This is a genomic window from Streptomyces sp. S.PNR 29 (genome assembly GCF_030386795.1).
Taxonomy (GTDB): Bacteria; Actinomycetota; Actinomycetes; order Streptomycetales; family Streptomycetaceae; genus Streptomyces.
This window is the reverse complement of the sequence record NZ_JANUQM010000002.1, coordinates 59,162-81,423: the sequence shown is the minus strand read 5'-3', so window position 1 is coordinate 81,423 and position 22,262 is coordinate 59,162. Positions and strand designations below refer to the sequence as shown.

The following is a 22,262-nucleotide window of genomic DNA, read 5'->3' as shown; positions in this document are numbered from 1 at the left end:
GAAGTTCATGCGGGGTGCCCCGACGCGGTTGTGGCCACGGTATAGGGGACATTAGGGGTTCCCCCGAGCTGACCCGGATGTGTCAGTCTACGGGCGGTAGGGACCGGCTATCTGCCGGCCCCACACAAACTCAGGACGGCTCATTCCCGACCGCTCCCAGGCTGCGCTTTTGGCGGGTTTACCGGACCGCTGAGCCGCGCCGTTCCTCATATTCCTTCACCCTGCCGAAAACTTCGCGAGAGCATCCGAAAGGGCCACCATGGCACTGTCCGACGTAAACGCTGCGCGCATGCCTCTGTCGGCGGCTCAACGTGAAGTGTGGCTGGCCCAGCAGCTGGCACCGACCAGCCGGCGGTATCGGATCGCGGAGTTTCTGGACATCGCTGGTGAGATCGACCCCGCGCTGTTCGAGTCGGCGCTGAGGCGCGCCGTCGAGGAAGCCGAAGCCATGCACGCGCGGTTCTTCGAGGACGCCGGGGAGCCCTGGCAAGTCATCGAGCAGCGTACTGGCTGGGATTTCCCGGTACTCGACTTCAGTGGCGAAACGGATCCGCGAGAAGCCGCCGAAGCCTGGATGCGGGCCGAGACCGCCCGGCCGATGGACCTGACCCGCGACAACCTTTTCTCGTTCGCCCTTTTGCGGCTCGGACCGCAACGGTGCATCTGGTACCAGGGATATCACCACATCGTGGTGGACGCGTTCACCTGGGCGCTTTTCGCCCGCAGGGTGGCCGAGCTGTACTCGGCCCAGGCCACGGGAGCGCCTGCCGGTGAGACGCCCTTCGGGCCCTTGCGCCTCCTGCTGGATCGGGACGCCGGCTACCGGGCTTCCGCGGATTACGACGAGGACCGGCGCTATTGGACGCAGCGCTTCGCCGACCGGCCCGAGCCGCCCCGCCTCGCCGCCCGCCCGAGCCGGCTCCCGACCGAACGGCTGTGGCACAAGGCGGGTCTGCCCGGGAACGTGGAGGCGCGCCTGCGGGAGGCGGCCGTCGAAGCCGGCGTGCGCCCCTCCGCCGTGCTGATCGCCGCCACGGCGGCCTACATGCACCGCATGACCGGAGCACAGCAGGTCGTGCTGAGCCTGCCGCTCTCGACCCGTACCGACGCCGCGCTGCGCAGCGTCCCCGGCATGGTCGTCAACGCGCTGCCGCTGCGTGTGGAGGTGCATGCGCACACCACGGTCCTGGAACTGGTGCGGCAGGTTTCCCACGAGGTCGGCCAGGTGCTGCGGCACCAGCGTTACCGAGTGGAGGACCTGGTCCGGGACCTCGCCCTGCCCGGCGGTATGAACGACCTGACCGGCCCGCAGGTCAACATCATGTTCTTCGACTACAACGTGAGCTTCGGGGAGGCCCGCGCCACCGCCCACCCCCTGTACTCCGGGCCGGTCGAGGACCTCTTCGTCATGGCGTACGACCGCTCCGACGGCGCGGGCGTACGGATCAACCTCGAAGGGAACGCCGACCTCTACGAAGCGGACGAACTGGCCGCTCACTCCGGGCGCCTGATCCGGCTGATCGAGGCCTTCACGGCCGATGTCGGTCGGACCGTCGGCGGCATCGACCTGCTGACGGCCGAGGAGCGGCAGGCGGTGCAGGCGGCCGGTACCGGGGCGGTCCGGGACACGCCGAAGGCGACGCTGCCCGAGCTGTTCGAGGCGCAGGTGGCGCGGGATCCGCGGGCCGTCGCGGTGATGCACGCGGAAGAGAACCTGACGTACGGCGAGCTGGACGCGGCCGCGAACCGTCTCGCGCGGATGCTCGTGGACGACGGTGTGGGCCCCGAGCAGGTGGTGGCCCTGGCCTTCCCCCGTTCGCCACAGCTGGTCGTGGCCATCCTGGCGGTACTGAAGACGGGCGCGGCCTACCTGCCGCTGGACCCGGACTACCCCGCCGACCGGCTCGCGTTCATGCTGCAGGACACCGCCCCCGCCCTGCTGATCACCACCGGCGAACTGGTGGACGGCCTCCCGCACACATCCGTACGGCACCTGCTGCTGAACGACCCCCTCACGGTGAAGACCCTCGACGCCCTCCCCGACACCGCGCTCACCGACGAGGAACGGTCCGGGCCCCTGCTGCCTGCGCACCCCGCGTACATCATCTACACCTCCGGCTCCACCGGCACCCCCAAGGGCGTGACGGTCACCCACTCCGGCCTGCCCGATCTGGCGGCGGCGCAGATCGAGCGCTTCGCGGTGGAAGCGGGCAGCCGGGTGCTGCAGTTCGCCTCCTCCAGCTTCGACGCGGCCGTGTCGGAGCTGTCCATGGCGTTGTCGTCCGGTGCGACGCTGGTGCTGGCGCCGAGCGACCGGCTGCTGCCCGGCGAGCCGCTCGCCGCCACCTGCGCCGCGTACGGGATCACCCACCTCACCCTGCCGCCGACCGCCCTGGCAGTGATGCCGCCGGACAGCCTGCCGCGTGACGTCACGCTGATCGTGGCCGGTGAGGCCTGCCCCGCCGGGCTCGTCGCGGACTGGGCGCCCGGCCGCAGGATGATCAACGCCTACGGGCCCACCGAAGCCACGGTGTGCGCGACGATGACCGACCCGCTCACCGCGGACGCCGGCGTGCCCTCCATCGGGCACCCGGTCACCAACACCCGGTCGTACGTACTGGACACGAGCCTGCAACCGGTACCGGTCGGTGTGCCGGGCGAGCTGTACGTCACCGGACCGGGGCTGGCCCGCGGCTACCTGGGCCGGCCCGGCCTGACCGCGCAGCGCTTCGTGGCCGACCCCTTCGGCCGGCCCGGCGAGCGGATGTACCGGACAGGAGACGTGGTGCGGCGCCGTGCCGACGGGCAGCTGGACTTCGTGGGCCGCGCCGACGACCAGGTCAAGATCCGCGGCTTCCGCATCGAACCGGGCGAGATCGAAACCGCACTCGCGGCCCACCCCGGTGTGGCACACGCCGCGGTGGTGGTCCGCGAGGACCAGCCCGGCAACAAGCGCCTGGTCGGCTACGTCGTCCCCGCAGCACCGGCGGACGGCTCCGCCGGTTCGCCGCACCTCACCGCCACGGTGCGCGCCTTCGCCGCCGAACGGCTGCCCCGGCACATGGTTCCGGACGCCGTCGTGGTCCTGCCGGAACTGCCGGTGACCGCCAACGGCAAACTCGACCGGCGCGCCCTGCCCGCCCCCGACACCACCGCCGGCACCTCACGCCCGCCACGCACGCCGGTCGAACAGCTCCTGTGCGACCTGTACGCCCAGGTGCTCGGCGTACGGGCGGTCGGCGCCGAGGACGACTTCTTCGACCTGGGCGGGCACTCCCTCCTCGCCACCCGTCTGATCTCCCGGATCCGCACCGCCCTGGGCACCGAACTCCAGCTGGGCACCCTCTTCCAGGCACGTACTCCGGCGGAGGTCGCCCGGACGCTGGACCAGGCCGACGCGGTGCGTCCGCCGCTGGTGCCGGAGGAACGGCCGCAGCGGTTGCCCCTGTCGTTCGCGCAGCAGCGGCTGTGGTTCCTGAACCGGTTGCAGGGGCCGTCGGCGACCTACAACATCCCCCTGGCCGTACGACTGACCGGCGAACTGGACACCGACGCACTTCGTGCGGCGCTGTCGGACGTCGTGGCACGGCACGAGGCGCTGCGCACCGTCTTCCCCGAGATCGACGGCGTGGCCTGCCAGCAGGTCCTCGACAGCCGGGACGCCGTCCCCGAGCTGACCGTGGCGGCGCCGTCCGCGGCGGAGCTCGACGATGCCGTGACCGCCGCGGCGGGCCATGTCTTCGACCTCACCCGCGATGTGCCGGTGCGGGCGTGGCTGTTCAGGGCGGGCCCGGCGGAGCACGTTCTGGTGCTGGTGGTCCATCACATCGCCGCCGACGGATGGTCGATGCAGCCGCTGTGGCGCGACTTCTCCACGGCCTACACCGCCCGCCGCGACGGCCGGGCCCCGGACTGGGCCCCGCTGCCGGTGCAGTACGCCGACTACACCCTGTGGCAGCACCGGGTGCTGGGGGACGCCCGGAGCCCGGACAGCCTCTGGGCGGAGCAGGTCGCCTACTGGAAACAGACCCTGGCCGACCTGCCCGAACGCATCGATCTTCCGGCCGACCGCCCGCACCCGGAACAGGCCTCCCACCGCGGCCGGATCCTGCCGTTCCGCTGGGACGCCGGACTGCACGCGGGCATAGTCGAGCTGGCGCGCGGCTGCCAGGCCAGCCCGTTCATGGTCGTTCACGCCGCACTGACCGCCCTGCTCTCCCGACTGGGCGCCGGCGCCGACGTGCCCGTGGGCATCGGCATCGCGGGCCGCACGGACCAGGCAACCGAGAACCTCGTCGGGTTCTTCGTCAACACCCTGGTCCTGCGGGTGGACACCTCCGGCGGGCCCACCTTCCGTGACCTGATCCACCGCGTACGGGACAAGAGCCTGCAAGCATACGCACATCAGGACCTCCCCTTCGAGAGCCTGGTCGACGTCCTCAACCCCACCCGCTCCCTCTCCCACCAGCCGCTGTTCCAGGTCGCCCTCGCCTGGCAGAACGTCCCCCAGGGGCACCTGCACATCCCCGGCCTGGACGCCACGGTGGAGACGGTGGACACCGGCACGTCGAAGGTCGACCTGTCCTTCCACCTGACCGAACAGCACACGGCCGACCAGACCCCGGCGGGCATCGGAGGCCTCCTCGAATACAGCACCGACCTGTTCGACCCCGCCACCGTCGAGGCGCTTCAGGCCCGCCTGCGCCTGCTGCTCGAAGCGGCCGTGACGGACGCCGATCAGACCGTCAGCGGTGTCGACCTGCTGACCGCCGAGGAGTGGCAGGAGGCGCTCGTGGCCGGTACCGGGGCGGTCCGGGACGTGCCGCCGGCGGTGTTCCCGGAGCTTTTCGAGGCGCAGGTGGCGCGGGATCCGCGGGCCGTCGCGGTGATGCACGCGGAAGAGAACCTGACGTACGGCGAGCTGGACGCGGCCGCGAACCGTCTCGCGCGGATGCTCGTGGACGACGGTGTGGGCCCCGAGCAGGTGGTGGCCCTGGCCTTCCCCCGTTCGCCACAGCTGGTCGTGGCCATCCTGGCGGTGCTGAAGACGGGCGCGGCCTACCTGCCGCTGGACCCGGACTACCCCGCCGACCGGCTCGCGTTCATGCTGCAGGACACCGCCCCCGCCCTGCTGATCACCACCGGCGAACTGGTGGACGGCCTCCCGCACACATCCGTACGGCACCTGCTGCTGAACGACCCCCTCACGGTGAAGACCCTCGACGCCCTCCCCGACACCGCGCTCACCGACGAGGAACGGTCCGGGCCCCTGCTGCCTGCGCACCCCGCGTACATCATCTACACCTCCGGCTCCACCGGCACCCCCAAGGGCGTGACGGTCACCCACTCCGGCCTGCCCAATGTGACGGCCCTGCAGGTGGAACGCTTCGGGGCACGGCCGGGCAGCCGTGTGCTGCAGTTCGCCTCCACCAGCTTCGACTCCGCCGTGTGGGAACTGTGCTTCGCCCTGCTGTCCGGCGCGACCCTGGTCATGGCGCCGAGCGACCGGCTGCTGCCCGGCGAGCCGCTCGCCGCCACCTGCGCCGCGTACGGGATCACCCACCTCACCCTGCCGCCCACTTCGCTGGCGGCGATGGCGCCGGACAGCCTGCCGCGTGACATCACGCTCATCGTGGCCGGTGAGGCCTGCCCCGCCGGACTCGTCGCGGACTGGGCGCCCGGCCGCAGAATGATCAACGGTTACGGCCCCACCGAAGCCACGGTGGGCGCGACGATGACCGATCCCCTCACCCCCGACGGCAGCGCCCCGCCGATCGGGTACCCGATCGCCAACGCATGCGCGTACGTACTGAACGAGAGACTGCAACCGGTACCGGTCGGTGTGCCGGGCGAGCTGTACGTCACCGGACCGGGGCTGGCCCGCGGCTACCTGGGCCGGCCCGGCCTGACCGCGCAACGCTTCGTCGCGGACCCCTTCGGGGCACCCGGCGGTCGGCTGTACCGCACCGGCGACCTCGTACGCCGCCGCGCCGACGGGCAGCTGGACTTCGTGGGCCGCGCCGACGACCAGGTCAAGATCCGCGGCTTCCGCATCGAACCGGGCGAGATCGAAACCGCACTCGCGGCCCACCCCGGTGTGGCACACGCCGCGGTGGTGGTCCGCGAGGACCAGCCCGGCAACAAGCGCCTGGTCGGCTACGTCGTCCCCGCTCCACCGGCGGAGGAGGCCGACGGGTCCGGAACGGGCGAGCACATCGACGAGTGGCGGGACATCTACGACGCGATCTACGAGCAGGAGCCCGCCGCCGACGTCCTGGGGGAGGACTTCTCCGGGTGGAACAGCAGCTACGACGGCGAAGCCATCCCCCTGGAGCAGATGCGTGAGTGGCGACGGACCACCGTCGAACGCATCCGCGAGTTCGGCCCGCAGCGGATTCTGGAGATCGGCGCGGGCAGCGGACTGCTGCTCGCGCACCTGGCGCCGCACTGCGAGACCTACTGGGGCACCGACATCTCCGCGCCGGTGATCGACCGCCTCGGCCGCCAGATCGCCGCTCGCCCGGACCTGGCCGACCGGGTCCGGCTGCGCTGCCGCGCCGCCGACGACTTCACCGGCCTGCCCAGCGGCTTCTTCGACACGATCGTCCTGAACTCGGTGGTCCAGTACTTCCCCCACGCCGACTACCTGACCGGGGTGCTCGGCTCGGCCATGGAACTCCTCGCCCCGGGCGGCCGGATCTTCCTGGGCGACGTGCGCGACCTGCGTCTCATCCGCACCCTGCGCACCGCCGTCCACCTGCACCGCGCTTCCAGCGCCGCGCACCCCGGGAACATACGCCGGGCGGTCGAGCACGACCTGCTGCTCGAAAAGGAACTGCTGGTCGCACCGGAGTTCTTCACCACCCTGCGGGACCGGATGCCCGCCGTCGCCGGCGTGGACATCCGCCTCAAGCGGGGCCGTCACCACAACGAACTCACCCGGCACCGCTATGACACCGTCCTCCACAAGCAGCCCGCCGATCCCGTCCCGGCCACCCCGCGTCCGGAGCCGGCATCCCGTCTGTCCTGGGGCCGGGAGGTGAACGGGACGGCCGACCTGGACAACCTCCTGCGCACCCGGCGCCCGGACGTGCTGCACGTGTCCGGCATTCCCAATCAGCGGATCGCGGGCGAGGCAGCCGCGCTGCACGCGGTCAGCACCGGCCGCCCGGTGGCGGACGCCCAGCGTGCCCTGGCCGAGCCCGGCACCCCGGGAATCGACCCCGAGGCGCTGCACCACCTCGGTGAACACCACGGCCTGCGGACCATCACCACCTGGTCGTCCACCGGCGAAGGCCATTTCGACGCCCTGTTCACCACCGCCGACCCGCTGACCGGCGGGGCCTGCGTCGAGGCGTACCTGCCGACCGCGGCCGGCGGCGCCCGGCCGGGGCCGCTCACCAACCATCCGGCGGCCTCCCAGCACATCACCACCCTGGGGGCCGTGGTGCGCGACTTCGCCGGTGAGCGGCTGCCGCAGCACATGGTCCCGTCGGCGGTCGTGGTCCTTCCGGAGCTGCCGGTGACGGCCAATGGCAAGCTCGACCGGCGGGCCCTGCCGGCGCCCGAACCCGCCGCGGGTACCTCACGGCCCCCGGTCACTCCGGTCGAGCAGGTGCTGTGCGACCTGTACGCCCAGGTGCTCGGCGTGCAGATGGTGGGCGCCGAGGACGACTTCTTCGACCTGGGCGGGCACTCCCTCCTCGCCACCCGTCTGATCTCCCGGATCCGCGGCACCCTGGGGGTGGAGATCCAGATCCGGACCCTCTTCAAGTCACCCACGCCGGCCGAGCTCGCCCTCGCCCTGAACCAGACCGACGCGGCGCGTCCCGCGCTGGACCTCCTGCTGCCCCTGCGGTCCCGCGGCAGCCGCCCCCCGCTGTTCTGCGCGCATCCCGCAGGCGGCCTCAGCTGGCCCTACGCCGGCCTGCTGAGCTACCTCCCGGACCGCCCCCTGTACGGCGTGCAGGCGCGCAGGCTGACCGACCCGGACGCGGTCGCGGGAACGATGGAGGAGATGGCCGCCGACTACGTACGGGAGATTCGCGCGGTCCAGCCACACGGCCCCTACCACCTGCTCGGCTGGTCCTTCGGCGGCATGGTCGCCCACGCCATGGCCACCCGGCTGCGGGAGGAGGGCGAGGAGGTCGGCCTGCTGGTGCTGCTCGACACCTACGTCCGTGCCGAGGGGAGCCGGGAGGAAGCCCCCGCGGCCGGTGAACAGCAGATCTTCGGACTCCTGCTGCACGCCGCCGGCTACAGCCCCAAGGACGTGGAGGGGCAGGAACTCACCCGGGACCTGGTGGTCGACCTGCTGCGCCGCAGCAACCTCCTGCCGCCGGAGATCCTCCAGGACGACGCCCTCACCGCCATGGTCGAGACGTACAGCCACAACATCGGTCTGCAGCACAGGTTCACGCCCGGGCGCCTCGACGCCGATGTGCTGCTGTTCACCGCATCGCCCTCCGACACCGGCATGGACGTCACGCCCGAGGCCTGGCAGCCGTATGTGACCGGCACGATCACCACGCACCCGATCGAGGGCGAACACCAGAACCTGATGCGGCCGCACGCCCTGGCCCAGCTCGGGCCGGTCCTCGGCGCCGCACTCGACCAGATCACCTGTACCGATCACACCCCCGGGAGGTGAACCCGTGCGGGGCATATCCATGAACCTGCGGGACGTCTTCGCGGAGGAGTCCGCTCCCGGACCGAGGAGCTGATCAGCATGTTCGCCATGACGGCCGAGCAGGAAGCCATCAGAAGTACCGCGATGACCTTCGCCGAGGAGTACCTCGCGCCCAACGCCGTCGACTGGGATCGACAGAGGCACTTCCCCGTCGACGTTCTGCGCAAGGCCGCCGAGGTGGGAATGGGCGGCATCAACGTCCGGGAGGAGTCGGGCGGTTCGGGGTTGTCGCGGAGCGACGCCGTCCTGGTTTTCGAGGCGCTGGCGGCCGGGTGCCCGTCGATCTCCGCGTACCTGTCCATCCACAACATGGTCGCCACGATGATCGACACCTACGGAGACCAGGCCCAGCGCGATCGCTGGGTGGGCCGGCTCTGCCGCATGGACGACCTGGCCAGCTACTGCCTCACCGAGCCGGGTGCCGGTTCGGATGCGGCGGCCATCAGGACCCGGGCGGAACGCGAGGGTGACTCGTACGTGCTGAGCGGTACGAAGCAGTTCACCTCCGGGGCCGGAACGTCGCAGACGTACCTGGTGATGGCCCGCACCAGCGAAGACGGTGCTCGTGGCATCACCGCCTTCATCGTGGACAAGGACACCGACGGACTCTCCTTCGGGGCCGAGGAACGCAAGATGGGCTGGAATGCCCAACCGACCCGCCAAGTGATCATGGACAGGGTCAGAGTCCCCGAGGGAAACCGGCTCAGTGCCGAGGGCGCGGGGTTCAAGATCGCCATGAACGCCCTCAACGGAGGCCGGCTCAACATCGCCGCTTGCTCCCTGGGCGGTGCACGCAGTGCCCTGGAGCGCTCCCTCTCCTATCTCGGGCAGAGGGAGGCGTTCGGGGCCCGCCTGCTGGACATGCCCACGGTCCAGTTCCAACTGGCCGATATGGCGGCTTCCCTGGAAGCGTCCCAGGCGCTCCTCCAGCGCAGCGCGGCTGCCTTGGACCAGGGCTCGGCGAACGCGGTCGAACTGTGTGCCATGGCCAAGGGTTTCTGCACCGACGCGGGTTTCTCGATCGCCAACCAGGCCCTGCAACTGCACGGCGGGTACGGATATCTCTCCGACTACGGGCTGGAGAAGATCGTCCGCGACCTGCGGGTCCACCAGATCCTGGAGGGCACGAACGAGATCATGCGCCTGATCGTCGGGCGGGGCCTGGCGTCCCGGGCGTGACGCCGGCCTGACGCCCTTCCCACGCCGAAGCGCCAACCGCAGCACGGACACATCACCGCGGGCCGCACTGGTTCGCGCCTCACCAAGGAGCAGAACGACATGAGCAATCCGTTCGAGAACGAGGACGGCACCTACCTCGTCCTGGTCAACGACGAGGGTCAGCACTCGCTCTGGCCGGACTTCGCCGACGTGCCGCCGGGCTGGACGGTGGCCCATGGGCCGGACACCCGGGCGGCCGGCCTTGCCTACGTCGAGGCCAACTGGACCGACATGCGGCCGAGGTCGCTGGCCGCCCGGATGGACGCGTGACCGATCCGCTCGACATGTGCGGCGGTGGCCAGGACGGCGGGGGTCTCGCAGACACGGACGACGGTGGGTGCCGGGTGAGCTGCCGTGGCGTCAGGCGGCAGGATCGCCCTCGTCGGCCGACCAGTTGAGGAGCCCGGCCGACGCCCGTGCTTCGCGGCGCCACTCGGCTCCGCCGCCGTCCGGGAAGCCCGCGAGCGCCCCGGTGCCGGACAGGGTGATGTGTCATGCCCCTCAGGCCGGAGACCGGGCCGATCACGGCCTCTCCGGCAGAAGGCTGCCGTGTCCCTGCCGACTGGAGGGTGCTACCCCGCCGTGTGGCTGGAGCTCCCGCCCGCCGGGCCGCAAGGTCTCCGCATGGCTTTAGGGTCGAGGCGGCATGGGCCGGACGGCATGGACGAAGGTGAGGCGGAGCGCGCGTGATCCGGGTAGTGGTGGTGGACGACGAGGCACTGGTCCGCTCGGGCTTCGAACTCATTCTGGGCGCGTCGAAGGACATCGAGGTCGTCGCGACCGCGACCGGAGGCGAAGCCGTGGAAACCGTCCGGCGGGAACGGCCCGGCGTCGTGCTGCTGGACATCCGGATGCCGGACGTCGACGGGCTCACCGTCCTGCGCGAACTGCGCACCATGCCGGATCCGCCGGTGGTGGCGATGCTGACCACGTTCGACGCCGACGAGTACATCCTGACCGCGCTGAACTCAGGCGCGGCCGGTTTCCTCCTCAAGGACACCGAGCCGGAGCAACTCGCCCACCTGGTGCGCACCCTGGCTGCGGGCGGCGTGGTGCTCTCCCCCAAGGCGTCGCGGGCCCTGCTGCACAGCCACCCCGGCACCGAGGCGGCCGTCGACGAGGAGGCAGCCCGCGTCCGGTTCCTCACCGCCCGCGAGCGCGACGTCCTCGTCCTGGTGGCGGAGGGCCTGTCGAACGCCGACATCGGGGCGCGCATCCACCTGGGTGCCGGCACGGTCAAGGACCACGTCAGCGCGATCCTCACGAAGCTGCGGGTGACGAGCCGGGTGCAGGCCGCGCTGCTGGCGCAGCGGGCCGGACTGCTCGACGAGCACCCGCGGTCGGAGGCCGGCCGATGAGCCGTGCGCGTGCCGTGTGGCAGCGTGTGCCCGCGCCGGTCATCGACATCGCCCTGGTGACGGTGGCGGCCGTGGACGTATGGCTGAACATGTGGGAGCACACGCGCCTCGCTGTCGCGCCGGCCGCGGTCGGCTGCGCCGCGTTGGCGTTCCGGCGCAGGTTCCCGCTCGGCGTGTTCCTGCTCACCCTGCCCATCGCGCTGATGCAGGATGTCGCCGTCGCTGTGCTGGTGGCGCTGTTCACCCTGGCCGAACGCTCCCGCAACCGCCGTCTCCTCGCGGTGTGTGTCGCCCTGTCCGCCGTCGCGAGCAGTACTCCGTGGCCCCTGGCCGAGGTCGACCGGACCATGACACTGGTCTTCTTCGTGTACGGCCTCGCGACCGCCGCGGCCCCGGTCCTCTTCGGCCAGCTCCTCCAGGCGCAGCGGGACTTGGCACGGCGGCTGGCCGAGATCGAGGAGGCCAGGGAGCACGAGCGGACCCTGCACGCACAGGCCGTGCTCGCCCGCGAACGCGCCCAACTGGCCCGCGAGATGCACGACGTGGTCTCCCACCAGGTCAGCCTGATCGCCGTACGGGCCGGAGCCCTGCAGGTCGCCACCAAGGACGCGGACGCCAAGGAGGCAGCCCGCACGATCCGTTCGCTGAGCGTCACCACGCTCGACGAACTGCGCACCATGGTCACCCTGCTGCGCGCCTCCGGCGGCCACGCCACGGAGCTGACGCCTCAGCCCACCCTGGCCGATCTGCGCAAACTGGTGGAGTCAAGCGGAACTCACGCGGAGTTGTCGGGTGAGCTCCCGCCCGCCGTGGGCTCCCCCGCCCAACGGGCCCTCTACCGTACGGTCCAGGAGGCGCTGACCAACGTCCGCAAGCACGCCCCCGGCGCCAGGGCGAGCGTCAAGCTGTGGCAGGACGGCGATGATGTCGGGGTGACGGTCACCAACTCGCCGCCGACCCGCCCTTCGTTGTCCCTGCCCGGTTCGCAGCAGGGCTTGGTCGGTCTGCGGGAACGGGCCGACATTCTGCACGGCACCCTGGATGCGGGCCCGACCGCGGAGGGCGGCTACCGGGTGCGGCTGCGGATCCCTCTCAGCACGGAATGAAACGACCTCGTCGGGTGGTGCCGGCTCATGCGACAGTCAGGGTGCTGACCCATGCGACGGCCACTGTCAGGAGCGCGTCGCCACAGCCGATGCTGACGGCTCGCCCCTGTGCGCCGCGGCCCGGGAGCGAGCGGGCGCCGGCACAGCGGCAGTGTGGTGGACAACGCCGCCACTGCCAGCGGCCGTTCGGCGCATGGTGCGCAGGGCGGATCATCGCGCGGGGGCCAGGAGCTGGCCGGCCGCCAGCTGCGCGTACAGCCGGTCCTGGGCCAGCAGTTCCTCATGCGTGCCCACGGCCCGGACCCGGCCGGCGTCCATGACGACGATCCGGTCGGCACCTGTCACCGTCGACAGGCGGTGGGCCACCACCAGCACGGTGGTCTCACGGGCCACCTCCGTGATGACGTCCCGCAGCGCCAGCTCGTTGACCGCGTCGAGTTGCGAGGTCGCCTCGTCCAGGAGCAGCAGCCGGGGACGCCGCAGCAGGGCGCGGGCGATGGCGATGCGCTGCCGCTCGCCGCCCGACAGCTTCGAGCCGCGGTGGCCCACCGGGGTGTCCAGGCCGTGGGGCAGGCGCTCGACGAGAGTGTCGAGCCTCGTCCGGGACAGGACGTCGCGGATGTCGTCGTCCGTGGCGCCGGGAGCCGCGAAGACCAGGTTCTCCCTCAGCGTGCCGGCCAGCACCGGAGCGTCCTGCTCCACATAGCCGATGGCAGATCGCAGCTCGGGCAGAGGCCAGTCCCGTACGTCCTTGCCGTCGACCAGGACCCGGCCGCCGGTGGCCTCGTAGAACCGCTCGATGAGCGCGAACACCGTCGACTTGCCCGCGCCGGAGGGGCCGACGAAGGCGGTCATCCCGGTGCGCGGTACCTCGAAGGTCACCTGCTGGTGGGTGTACGGCAGGCCCGGACGGTAGCGGAAGGACACGTCCTCGAAGCGGACCGACGCCGGGCCCGGCACCGGTGCCCCCTGCCTGGGCCGGGCGCCCGTCCGCCGGTCGGCCGGCTCCGTCGCCAGGCGTTCCAGCTGAGTGATCCGGGAGATCGCGGCCGCCCCCTCCTGATAGGAGGTCACGGCGTCGATCAGCGTGGACACCGGCTCGATCAGGTAGAAGAGGTACAGCAGGAAGGCGATGAGGGTGGACACGGGGATCTCCCCGGACGCCACCCTTGCCCCGCCGGCCGCGAGCACGGCGAGGAAGGCCAGCTGGACGGCGAGTTCGTCGGCCGAGCCGGCCACGGACTCCCACTTCGCGCTCTTCACGCCGTGCCGCCACGCGCGCCGCGCCGCCGCCTCCACCCGGGCCGTCTCCCGCTCCTCGGCACCGGACGCCTTCACCGTACGGAACGCCCCGAGAGCCCGCTCCAGCGCGACGGAGATCTCCCCGACCGCCTCCTGCGAACGCTCGGTGGCCCGCGCGATCCTCGGCATCACCAGTGCGACGGCCCCGCCGACCAGTACGACCACCCCGAGCGTCACACCCAGCAGCACGACATCCAGGAACGCCATCATCACGATCGCCGCGACGAAGGCCACCGCGCCGGTGGCCGCGGAGACGACCGCCTGGGTGCTGACCGCCCGCAAGAGCGTCGTGTCCGAGGTGACCCGGGACATCAGATCGCCCGGCGGGATCCGTTCCCACTCCGCGACCCGCAGCCGCAGCAGCCGCCCGACAAGGGTGCGCCGCGCGGCCAGCACCACCGACTCCGCCGTCCGCTCCAGCACATACGCGCCGAACGCCTCGACCGCCGTGCCCAGCACCACCACCGCGGTGAGTGCGATCAGGATCCCGGCGATGGTCTCACCGGAGGCGAGCCGGTCCACCAGCGCCTTCGTGGCCAGCGGCTGCAGCAGGCCCCCGGCTGCCCCGGCCAGGGCGCACAACAGGCCGAGAACGACGGCCCACCGGTGCGGCCGGACATACGCGTGGAGAGCCTTGACCGTCTCTCGGGCGGACAGGGAAGCCTCATGGGTCTCATCCGTCGTCGGGGCGGATGCGGTGTTCACGGAATTCCTTTCCTCTGCGGTCTGCCGGGCACCGCATCAGCGGTCCGGCGCACCAGGGCGTGAGCATGCGCCGGGTCAGTGGCCGAGTCCGACGGTGCTCGTGGCGAGGGTCCAGCCTGGAGGCCCGGCCTCCGCACGCCCATCCGGCAACCGTCGGGTCCACCCCCGCCGAGTGGCTGGAGAAGACCGGCCTCCGGTCGCGCCGGACCGGCCGGGGACGAGACTCCGCCGGTCGGCAGGGCGGTACCCGCCGATCGGCGGGGACGTCACCGAAGCCTGCCGGATGGTCCGCCCCCTGACGTCCGCGCGAGGTTCTCCGTATGACACAGACACAGCCGCCGCAGGAGACGTCAGCTCTCCAGGAGAACTCGCCTCCGCAGCCCCGAACCCCGCCCGAGTCCGCTGTGCCGGCCTCGCCCGGTCCCTCGCTGGGCCGCCTCGTCGGGGTGGATCTGGCCCGCGCGCTGGCGGTGTTCGGCATGTACGTCGTGCACATCGGCCCCCCGCTGTCGGCCACGACCGGCGTCGCCGGCTGGATCCGATACCTGGCGGACGGTCACTCGTCGGTCCTGTTCGCCACCCTCGCCGGGTTCTCGCTGATGCTGATCGCCGGCCGCCGCGAACCGAAGACCGGCCTCGCCGGCCGGCAGGCGAAGGCCCGGATCGCGATCCGCGCCGTGGTCCTGCTGGCCCTGGGCACCGTGATGGCGAGGGAGTACGGGGGAGTGATCATCCTCGGCTTCTACGGCGTCTACTTCCTCCTCGCCCTGCCCCTGGTACGACTGCGCGCCAGGACACTCGCGATCATCGCGGCCGCGTTCGCCCTCGTCGCACCGCAGCTGGCGTTCGTCCTGAACTCGCTGGTGACCGACTCGATCCGACAGAACGTCAACGCCTACGACCCGCTCTACCGGCTCAGCGACGTGGGAGTGCTCGACCTGCTGCTCAGCGGCTTCTACCCGGCGCTCACGTGGATGTCGTTCGTGATCGCGGGCATGGCGCTGGGCCGCCTCGACCTGTCCTCCGGCACTGTCCAGCGGCGCCTGGCCGCGCTCGGTGCCGCCCTCACCGTGGCCGCGTACGGCATGTCCTTGCTGCTCGCCGGTAAGGACGCGTTGCGGAGCATGGCGGAAGACGGGTCGTCGTCCAGCGGCTCCGGGTCGATGCCCCTCGACAGCGGGTCGGTCCCCCGGACAGCGGGTCGTTCCCCGACATGCCGGCGTCGTCGCTCCTGACGGCCGGGCCGCACAGCGGCACCACGTTCGACATCATCGGCAGCGTCGGAGTCGCGATCCTCGTGATCGTGGGCGCGACGGTGTCGATGGACCGCCTGCCTCGACTGCGCCGCCTGGCGAAACCGGTCATCGCCGTGGGCACCATGTCCCTGACCGCCTACGTCGGCCACTTCCTCGCACAGTCCGCGCTGTCCGTGCCCGCCGGGACCAGCACCCAGCAGTCCTGGGTGCCGCTGCTCATGTTCATCCTCGGCGCCACCCTGTTCGCCGCCGTCTGGTCCCGCTTCTTCCGCCGCGGCCCCCTGGAGTACCTCCTCAACGCCGCCACCAAGCCCGCGAAGCACATCCGATGACAGCCGGCCGGGGTGGGACGCCTCCACATCCCACCCCGGCATGGACATCTCACGGATCCAATCCGTCGCCCGCTCGCCCGCTGAGACGTTTCCGCAGGTCAAATGCCTGCTTGGTGGGGCGGGTGGGACTCGAACCCACGGCCGACGGATTATGAGTCCGCTGCTCTAACCGGCTGAGCTACCGCCCCATAGCGGCGTGTCGCGTACATGTGTGCGCGCCGTCTGCCGCAGCATAGCCGCTCATACGATCTCCTGCCTCGGGTGGGCGGCTTCCCACGGCCTGCATGACCTTGAGGACTCCGCAGCGGCCCGCACGGTTCCCCGGACATGAGACAAGGGCATGAAAAAGGACCCCGGTGGGGTCCTCGTTCAGCATGCTCCCCCGACTGGACTCGAACCAGTAACCTGCCGGTTAACAGCCGGCTGCTCTGCCAATTGAGCTACGGAGGACCGAGCTCCCCCGACTGGACTCGAACCAGTAACCTGCCGGTTAACAGCCGGCTGCTCTGCCAATTGAGCTACGGAGGAATGCCTCGTTGCATCGAACGTACCTACCTGGGTAACCGCCAGGGGGCGCGCGCTCGCTGCGACACATACATTAGCGCAAGCAGGGGGGTGCTTTGCCAATCGGTACCTCCTGGCGCCGACGCCGCACCGGAGACCTACGCAAGGAAGGGTGGCCGCCATGCGTTATCGGCTCACGTTCGTGGCAGGACTCGCCGTCGGTTACGTGCTGGGCACGAAGGCCGGACGCGAGCGCTACGAGCAGTTGAAGAAGTCCGCACAGCAGATCGCTCAGAACCCGGCGGTCCGCAACACCGCGGAGACGGCGGCGCACCAGGGCCGCCACTTCGCGGACAGGGCGTACCACGTGGTGAGCGACAAGGTCGGCGACCGCGTGCCCGACTCCGTGGCCCAGCGGGTCAAGTCCATGCGGGAGCGCAGCTCGAACGGCAGCGGCCCGGACGACTGGGGCACCAGTAACACCTAGGGTCCTTCTCCCGGCACGGCCACCCCTCGTCGTGCGGCAGAATTTTCGCCATGGGGATAGTCGCCGGGTTGGACAGTTCGCCCGATTTCACTCGCATCGTCGTCTGCGACACGGACACGGGTGCCGTACTGCGGCAGGGCTATGCGCCGCATCCGGTGGAGGCCCCCCAGGGCAGCGGCCGTCCCTCCGACGTGGATCCGCAGGCCTGGCTGCTGTCCCTGGGGGAGGCGGCGGGCGGCGGGCTGCTGGAGGGCGTGCAGGCCATCGGCGTCTCCGCGCAGCAGAACGCTCTCGTGCCGCTGGACTCGCAGGGCGGCACCGTGCGCCCTGCCATGGTCGGCGGCGACAAGCGGGCGCAGGTCGCCGCGGCCGACCTGATCGACGCGCTCGGCGGGCGTGAGGCGTGGGCGCAGGCGGTGGGCTCCGTGCCGCAGGCCGCGCAGCCGGTGACCAAGCTGCGCTGGCTGGCGAGAACCGAGCCCGACAACGCCCTGCGCACCGCGATCCTCATGCAGGCGCACGACTGGCTGGTGTGGCAGCTGCTCGGGCGGCCGGTCCGCAGGACCACCGACCGGGGCGGCGCCTCCGGGACCGGCTACTGGTCGGCCGCGACCGGGGCCTACCGGCCCGATCTGATCGAGCTGGCGCTCGGGCACCAGGCCATGGTGCCCGAGGTGATCGGCCCGGCGGACGCGGCCGGTACGACCCCGGAGGGGCTGCTGATCTCCGTCGGCACCGGCGAGACGATGGCCGCGGCCTTCGGGCTCGGGATCGGGCTGGGTGACGCGGTGGTCTCGCTGGGCGCGTCCGGGTCCGTCATGGCCGTCCACCCCGAGGCGCTCGTCGACCAGAGCGGGATGATCACCTCCCTGGCCGACGCGACCGGCATGCATCTGCCGGTCGTCACCACCCTGAACGCCGTACGCACGCTGCGCGGGACCGCCGAGCTGCTCGGGCTGCCCGATCTGGAGAGCCTGTCCGACCTGGCGATGAAGTCGACGCCCGGGTCGCACGGGCTCGTCCTCCTCCCCTACCTGGAGGGTGAGCGGACGCCGAACCTGCCGCACACCGCGGGGACCCTGGCAGGGCTCCGGCGGGAGTCGATGAAGCCGGAGCACCTGGCGCGGGCCGCGTTCGAGGGCATGCTGTGCGGGCTCGCCGACGCGCTGGACGTGCTGCGCGGGCGGGGCGTGGACGTGCGGCGGATCTTCCTGCTGGGGCAGGCCGCCGAGCTGCCCGCGGTGCAGGCGGCGGCGCCCTCGCTGTTCGGGACGCAGGTCGTCGTACCGCAGCCCGCGGACTACGCCGCGATCGGCGCCGCCCGGCAGGCGGCCTGGGCGCTCGGCGTCTCCCAGGGCACGCTCGATCCGCGTACCCCGCCGACCTGGCAGGGTGCGGCCGCGCAGGTCCTGGAGCCGGGCGAGGAGCTGGCGGTGGGGCAGGCCGTGCGCCAGCAGTTCGTGGCCGTACGGGACCAGACCCACCCGGGGGCGTTTCGTCCCTAGGCGCCCGACTCTGTTGGGTTAATCAGTTGAGGTAACGCGGGTGGAGTGTTCGACGATAGGGGCCAAGGGCAACCAATCGCCCCACCGACGACTCCGAGAGACCACAGCGTGCTCATACGACTTCTACGGACCTTCCTCAGGCCCTACCGAAAACCCATCGTCTTACTGGTGCTGCTGCAGTTCCTGCAGACCTGCGCCACCCTCTACCTGCCCACGCTGAACGCGGACATCATCGACAACGGCGTCGTGCACGGGGACACCGGCTACATCCTCGGCTACGGCGCCCTGATGATCGGCATCTCGCTGGCCCAGGTCGTGTGCAACGTCGGTGCCGTGTACTACGGCGCGCGGACGGCGTCCGCGCTCGGCCGGGACGTGCGGGCCGCCGTCTTCGACCGGGTGCAGTCCTTCTCCGCGCGCGAGGTCGGCCACTTCGGCGCGCCCTCGCTCATCACCCGGACCACCAACGACGTCCAGCAGGTGCAGATGCTGGCCCTGATGACGTTCACGCTGATGGTGTCGGCGCCCATCATGTGCGTCGGCGGCATCGTGCTGGCCCTCGGCCTGGACGTGCCGCTGTCCGGGGTGCTGGTCGCGGTCGTGCCGGTGCTGGGCATCTGCGTGACGCTGATCGTGCGGCGGCTGCGGCCGCTGTTCAGGACCATGCAGGAGCGCCTCGACACGGTGAACCGGGTGCTGCGCGAGCAGATCTCCGGCAACCGCGTCATCCGCGCCTTCGTCCGCGACGAGTACGAGCAGCAGCGCTTCCGGAAGGCCAACGCCGAGCTCACCGACATGGCGATGGGCACCGGGAACCTGCTCGCGCTGATGTTCCCGATCGTCATGACGGTGGTGAACCTGTCGTCCCTCGCCGTGGTGTGGTTCGGTGCGCACCGCATCGACAGCGGCGGCATGCAGATCGGTGACCTGACCGCCTTCCTCGCCTATCTGATGCAGATCGTCATGTCCGTGATGATGGCCACCTTCATGTTCATGATGGTGCCGCGGGCGGAGGTGTGCGCCGAGCGCATCCAGGAGGTCCTGGACACCTCGTCCAGCGTCGTGCCGCCGACGGCACCCGTCACCCGGCTGCGCCGCCACGGCCATCTGGAGATCCGCGACGCCGGCTTCCGCTATCCGGGCGCCGAGGAGCCGGTGCTGAGGAACATCGGCCTGGTCGCCCGTCCCGGCGAGACCACCGCCGTCATCGGCTCCACCGGCAGCGGGAAGTCGACGCTGCTCGGGCTGGTGCCGCGGCTGTTCGACGCGACCGACGGGGAGGTGCTCGTGGACGGCGTGGACGTGCGGACCATCGACCCCAAGGTGCTGGCGCGGACCGTCGGGCTGGTGCCGCAGAAGCCGTACCTGTTCGCGGGCACCGTCGCCACCAACCTGCGGTACGGCAACCCGGACGCCACCGACGAGGAGCTGTGGCACGCGCTGGAGGTGGCGCAGGCCAGGGACTTCGTGGAGCGGCTGGAGGGCGGGCTGAACGCGCCCATCGCACAGGGCGGCACCAATGTCTCCGGAGGTCAGCGCCAGCGCCTGGCCATCGCCCGCACGCTCGTCCAGCGCCCGGAGATCTACCTCTTCGACGACTCCTTCTCCGCGCTCGACTACGCCACCGACGCGGCCCTGCGCGCGGCCCTCGCAGCCGAGACCGCCGAGGCGACCGTCGTCATCGTCGCCCAGCGCGTGGCGACCATCCGGGACGCCGACCGGATCGTCGTCCTCGACGAGGGCCTGGTCGTCGGCACGGGCCGGCACCACGAGCTGATGGCGGACAACGAGACGTACCGGGAGATCGTGCTCTCCCAGCTGACGGAAGCGGAGGCTGCCTGATGGCCGGGCCGATGGGGCGGATGATGGCCGGGGGCGGTCCCGACCAGCGCTCGTTGGACTTCAAGGGCTCGGGCAGGCGGCTCATCGCCCAGTTCAGGCCGGAGCGGCTGACGATCTACGGGCTGCTGTTCTGCGTGGTCGTCAGCGTCGGACTCAGCGTGGTCGGGCCCAAGATCCTCGGCAAGGCCACCGACCTGGTCTTCGCGGGCATCATCGGGCGGCAGATGCCGTCCGGGGCGAGCAAGGAGCAGGTCCTCGACTCCATGCGGGAGCGCGGCGAGGGGGAGGTCGCCGACATGCTCCGCAGTACCGACTTCACCCCGGGCAAGGGCATCGACTTCCCCGCGGTCGGGAACGTCCTGCTGCTCGCGCTGGCCGTGTTCGTGATCGCCGGTCTGCTGATGGCGGTGGCGACGCGGCTGGTGAACCGGGCGGTCAACCGGACCATGTACCGGATGCGCGAGGACGTGCAGACGAAGCTGTCGCGGCTGCCGCTGTCGTACTTCGACAAGCGCCAGCGGGGTGAGGTGCTCAGCCGCGCCACCAACGACATCGACAACATCGGGCAGACGCTGCAGCAGTCGATGGGCCAGCTCATCAACTCGCTGCTCACGATCATCGGCGTGCTGGTGATGATGTTCTACGTCTCCTGGATCCTGGCGCTGGTCGCGCTGGTGACCGTGCCGCTGTCGTTCGTCGTCGCCACGCGTGTGGGCAAGCGGTCGCAGCCGCACTTCGTGCAGCAGTGGCGCTCGACCGGCAAGCTCAACGCGCACATCGAGGAGATGTACACCGGGCACACGCTGGTGAAGGTGTTCGGGCGGCAGGAGGAATCGGCGCAGCAGTTCGCCGAGCAGAACGAGGCGCTGTACGAGGCCGGGTTCAAGGCGCAGTTCAACAGCGGGGTGATGCAGCCGCTGATGATGTTCGTGTCGAACATCAACTATGTGCTGGTGGCGGTGGTGGGCGGTCTGCGGGTCGCCTCGGGGTCGCTGTCCATCGGTGACGTGCAGGCCTTCATCCAGTACTCGCGGCAGTTCTCGATGCCGCTGACGCAGGTCGCGTCGATGGCGAACCTGGTGCAGTCGGGTGTGGCGTCGGCCGAGCGGGTCTTCGAACTCCTGGACGCGGAGGAGCAGGAGACGGATCCGCTCCCGGGCGCGAAGCCGGAGGAGTTGCGCGGGCGGGTGGAGCTGGAGCACGTGTCGTTCCGGTACGACCCCGACAAGCCGCTGATCGAGGACCTGTCGCTGAAGGTGGAGCCGGGGCAGACGGTCGCGATCGTCGGGCCGACGGGAGCGGGCAAGACCACGCTGGTCAACCTGCTCATGCGGTTCTACGACGTCACCGGCGGACGCATCACCCTCGACGGCGTCGACATCGCGCGGATGTCCCGGGACGAACTGCGCGCCGGGATCGGCATGGTGCTGCAGGACACCTGGCTGTTCGGCGGCACCATCGCGGAGAACATCGCCTACGGGGCCTCGCGGGACGTCACCCGCGGGGAGATCGAGGAGGCCGCGCGGGCGGCGCACGCGGACCGGTTCATCCGTACGCTGCCCGACGGCTACGACACGGTGATCGACGACGAGGGCACCGGGGTCAGCGCCGGTGAGAAGCAGCTCATCACCATCGCGCGGGCGTTCCTGTCCGACCCGGTGATCCTGGTGCTGGACGAGGCGACGAGTTCGGTCGACACCCGTACCGAGGTGCTGATCCAGAAGGCGATGGCGAAACTGGCGCACGGGCGGACGTCGTTCGTCATCGCCCACCGGCTGTCGACCATCCGGGACGCGGACACGATCCTCGTCATGGAGAACGGGTCGATCGTCGAGCAGGGGGCGCATGCGGACCTGCTCGCCGCCGGCGGGGCGTACGCGCGGCTGTACAAGGCGCAGTTCGCGCAGGCGGTCGCCGAGGTCGACTAGCGCGTACGGGGGGCCGCCGTCTGGCGGCCC

At 71.0% G+C, this 22,262-nt stretch carries 10 protein-coding genes, 3 tRNA genes and 1 pseudogene; 10 read left to right on the top strand and 4 right to left on the bottom strand.

Annotation, left to right across the window (positions count from 1 at the left end):
- The first annotated feature begins 289 nt into the window (after positions 1 to 289).
- The 5 genes from NW895_RS05005 to NW895_RS04985 all read left to right on the top strand — a co-directional run bounded on the left by NW895_RS05005 (position 290) and on the right by NW895_RS04985 (position 12,371).
- On the top strand, positions 290 to 8,650 hold the full coding sequence (locus NW895_RS05005; RefSeq protein ID WP_289934030.1) for a non-ribosomal peptide synthetase: 8,361 nt from the start codon (positions 290 to 292) through the stop codon (positions 8,648 to 8,650).
- Between the two features lie 72 nt (positions 8,651 to 8,722).
- Positions 8,723 to 9,868, top strand: a complete 1,146-nt coding sequence (locus tag NW895_RS05000; RefSeq protein WP_289934797.1) for an acyl-CoA dehydrogenase family protein — start codon at positions 8,723 to 8,725, stop codon at positions 9,866 to 9,868.
- Between the two features lie 99 nt (positions 9,869 to 9,967).
- Positions 9,968 to 10,177: an MbtH family protein gene (locus tag NW895_RS04995; RefSeq protein ID WP_289934029.1), complete on the top strand. Its 210-nt coding sequence runs from the start codon at positions 9,968 to 9,970 to the stop codon at positions 10,175 to 10,177.
- A 416-nt stretch (positions 10,178 to 10,593) separates the two neighbouring features.
- Positions 10,594 to 11,265 carry a response regulator transcription factor gene (locus NW895_RS04990; protein ID WP_289934028.1) on the top strand — a complete coding sequence of 224 codons (672 nt, stop codon included), beginning with the start codon at positions 10,594 to 10,596 and terminating at the stop codon, positions 11,263 to 11,265.
- Positions 11,262 to 12,371 (top strand): histidine kinase, encoded by a 1,110-nt coding sequence (locus NW895_RS04985; protein WP_289934027.1) that lies wholly within the window; start codon positions 11,262 to 11,264, stop codon positions 12,369 to 12,371. Before NW895_RS04990 ends, NW895_RS04985 begins: the two co-directional genes overlap by 4 nt.
- Before the next feature lie 210 nt (positions 12,372 to 12,581).
- On the opposite strand, the gene NW895_RS04980 is transcribed toward NW895_RS04985, so the two are convergent.
- Entirely contained in the window at positions 12,582 to 14,378 is a 1,797-nt protein-coding gene (locus NW895_RS04980) for an ABC transporter ATP-binding protein (protein WP_289934026.1), read from the bottom strand.
- A gap of 320 nt (positions 14,379 to 14,698) precedes the next feature.
- Between NW895_RS04980 and NW895_RS04975 the strand changes: the two are divergent.
- Positions 14,699 to 15,966 (top strand): annotated as a pseudogene (locus NW895_RS04975) (DUF418 domain-containing protein).
- 111 nt (positions 15,967 to 16,077) lie between these two features.
- Here the strand turns inward: NW895_RS04975 and NW895_RS04970 are convergent.
- The 3 genes from NW895_RS04970 to NW895_RS04960 form a co-directional block, all read right to left on the bottom strand.
- Positions 16,078 to 16,154: transfer RNA gene (locus NW895_RS04970), tRNA-Ile, on the bottom strand.
- Between the two features lie 189 nt (positions 16,155 to 16,343).
- Positions 16,344 to 16,416 (bottom strand) — tRNA-Asn (locus NW895_RS04965).
- A gap of 5 nt (positions 16,417 to 16,421) precedes the next feature.
- Positions 16,422 to 16,494, bottom strand: a tRNA-Asn gene (locus NW895_RS04960).
- A 157-nt stretch (positions 16,495 to 16,651) separates the two neighbouring features.
- Here NW895_RS04960 and NW895_RS04955 point away from each other — a divergent pair.
- From NW895_RS04955 to NW895_RS04940, 4 genes are all read left to right on the top strand, one after another.
- A complete protein-coding gene (locus NW895_RS04955; protein ID WP_289934025.1) occupies positions 16,652 to 16,957 on the top strand; it encodes a YtxH domain-containing protein in 306 nt (101 codons plus the stop codon).
- A gap of 50 nt (positions 16,958 to 17,007) precedes the next feature.
- Positions 17,008 to 18,462 carry an FGGY family carbohydrate kinase gene (locus NW895_RS04950; RefSeq protein WP_289934023.1) on the top strand — a complete coding sequence of 485 codons (1,455 nt, stop codon included), beginning with the start codon at positions 17,008 to 17,010 and terminating at the stop codon, positions 18,460 to 18,462.
- Between the two features lie 108 nt (positions 18,463 to 18,570).
- Positions 18,571 to 20,304 (top strand): ABC transporter ATP-binding protein, encoded by a 1,734-nt coding sequence (locus tag NW895_RS04945; RefSeq protein ID WP_289934022.1) that lies wholly within the window; start codon positions 18,571 to 18,573, stop codon positions 20,302 to 20,304.
- Entirely contained in the window at positions 20,304 to 22,232 is a 1,929-nt protein-coding gene (locus tag NW895_RS04940) for an ABC transporter ATP-binding protein (RefSeq protein WP_289934021.1), read from the top strand. Before NW895_RS04945 ends, NW895_RS04940 begins: the two co-directional genes overlap by 1 nt.
- Positions 22,233 to 22,262 lie beyond the last annotated feature (30 nt).

Bases quoted from the DNA above. Each gene is read 5' to 3' on its own strand.
- NW895_RS05005 (WP_289934030.1), top strand. From the start codon at position 290: ATGCCTCTGTCGGCGGCTCAACGTGAAGTGTGGCTGGCCCAGCAGCTG.
- NW895_RS04995 (WP_289934029.1), top strand. From the start codon at position 9,968: ATGAGCAATCCGTTCGAGAACGAGGACGGCACCTACCTCGTCCTGGTC.
- NW895_RS04985 (WP_289934027.1), top strand. From the start codon at position 11,262: ATGAGCCGTGCGCGTGCCGTGTGGCAGCGTGTGCCCGCGCCGGTCATC.
- NW895_RS04955 (WP_289934025.1), top strand. From the start codon at position 16,652: ATGCGTTATCGGCTCACGTTCGTGGCAGGACTCGCCGTCGGTTACGTG.
- NW895_RS04950 (WP_289934023.1), top strand. From the start codon at position 17,008: ATGGGGATAGTCGCCGGGTTGGACAGTTCGCCCGATTTCACTCGCATC.
- NW895_RS04940 (WP_289934021.1), top strand. From the start codon at position 20,304: ATGGCCGGGCCGATGGGGCGGATGATGGCCGGGGGCGGTCCCGACCAG.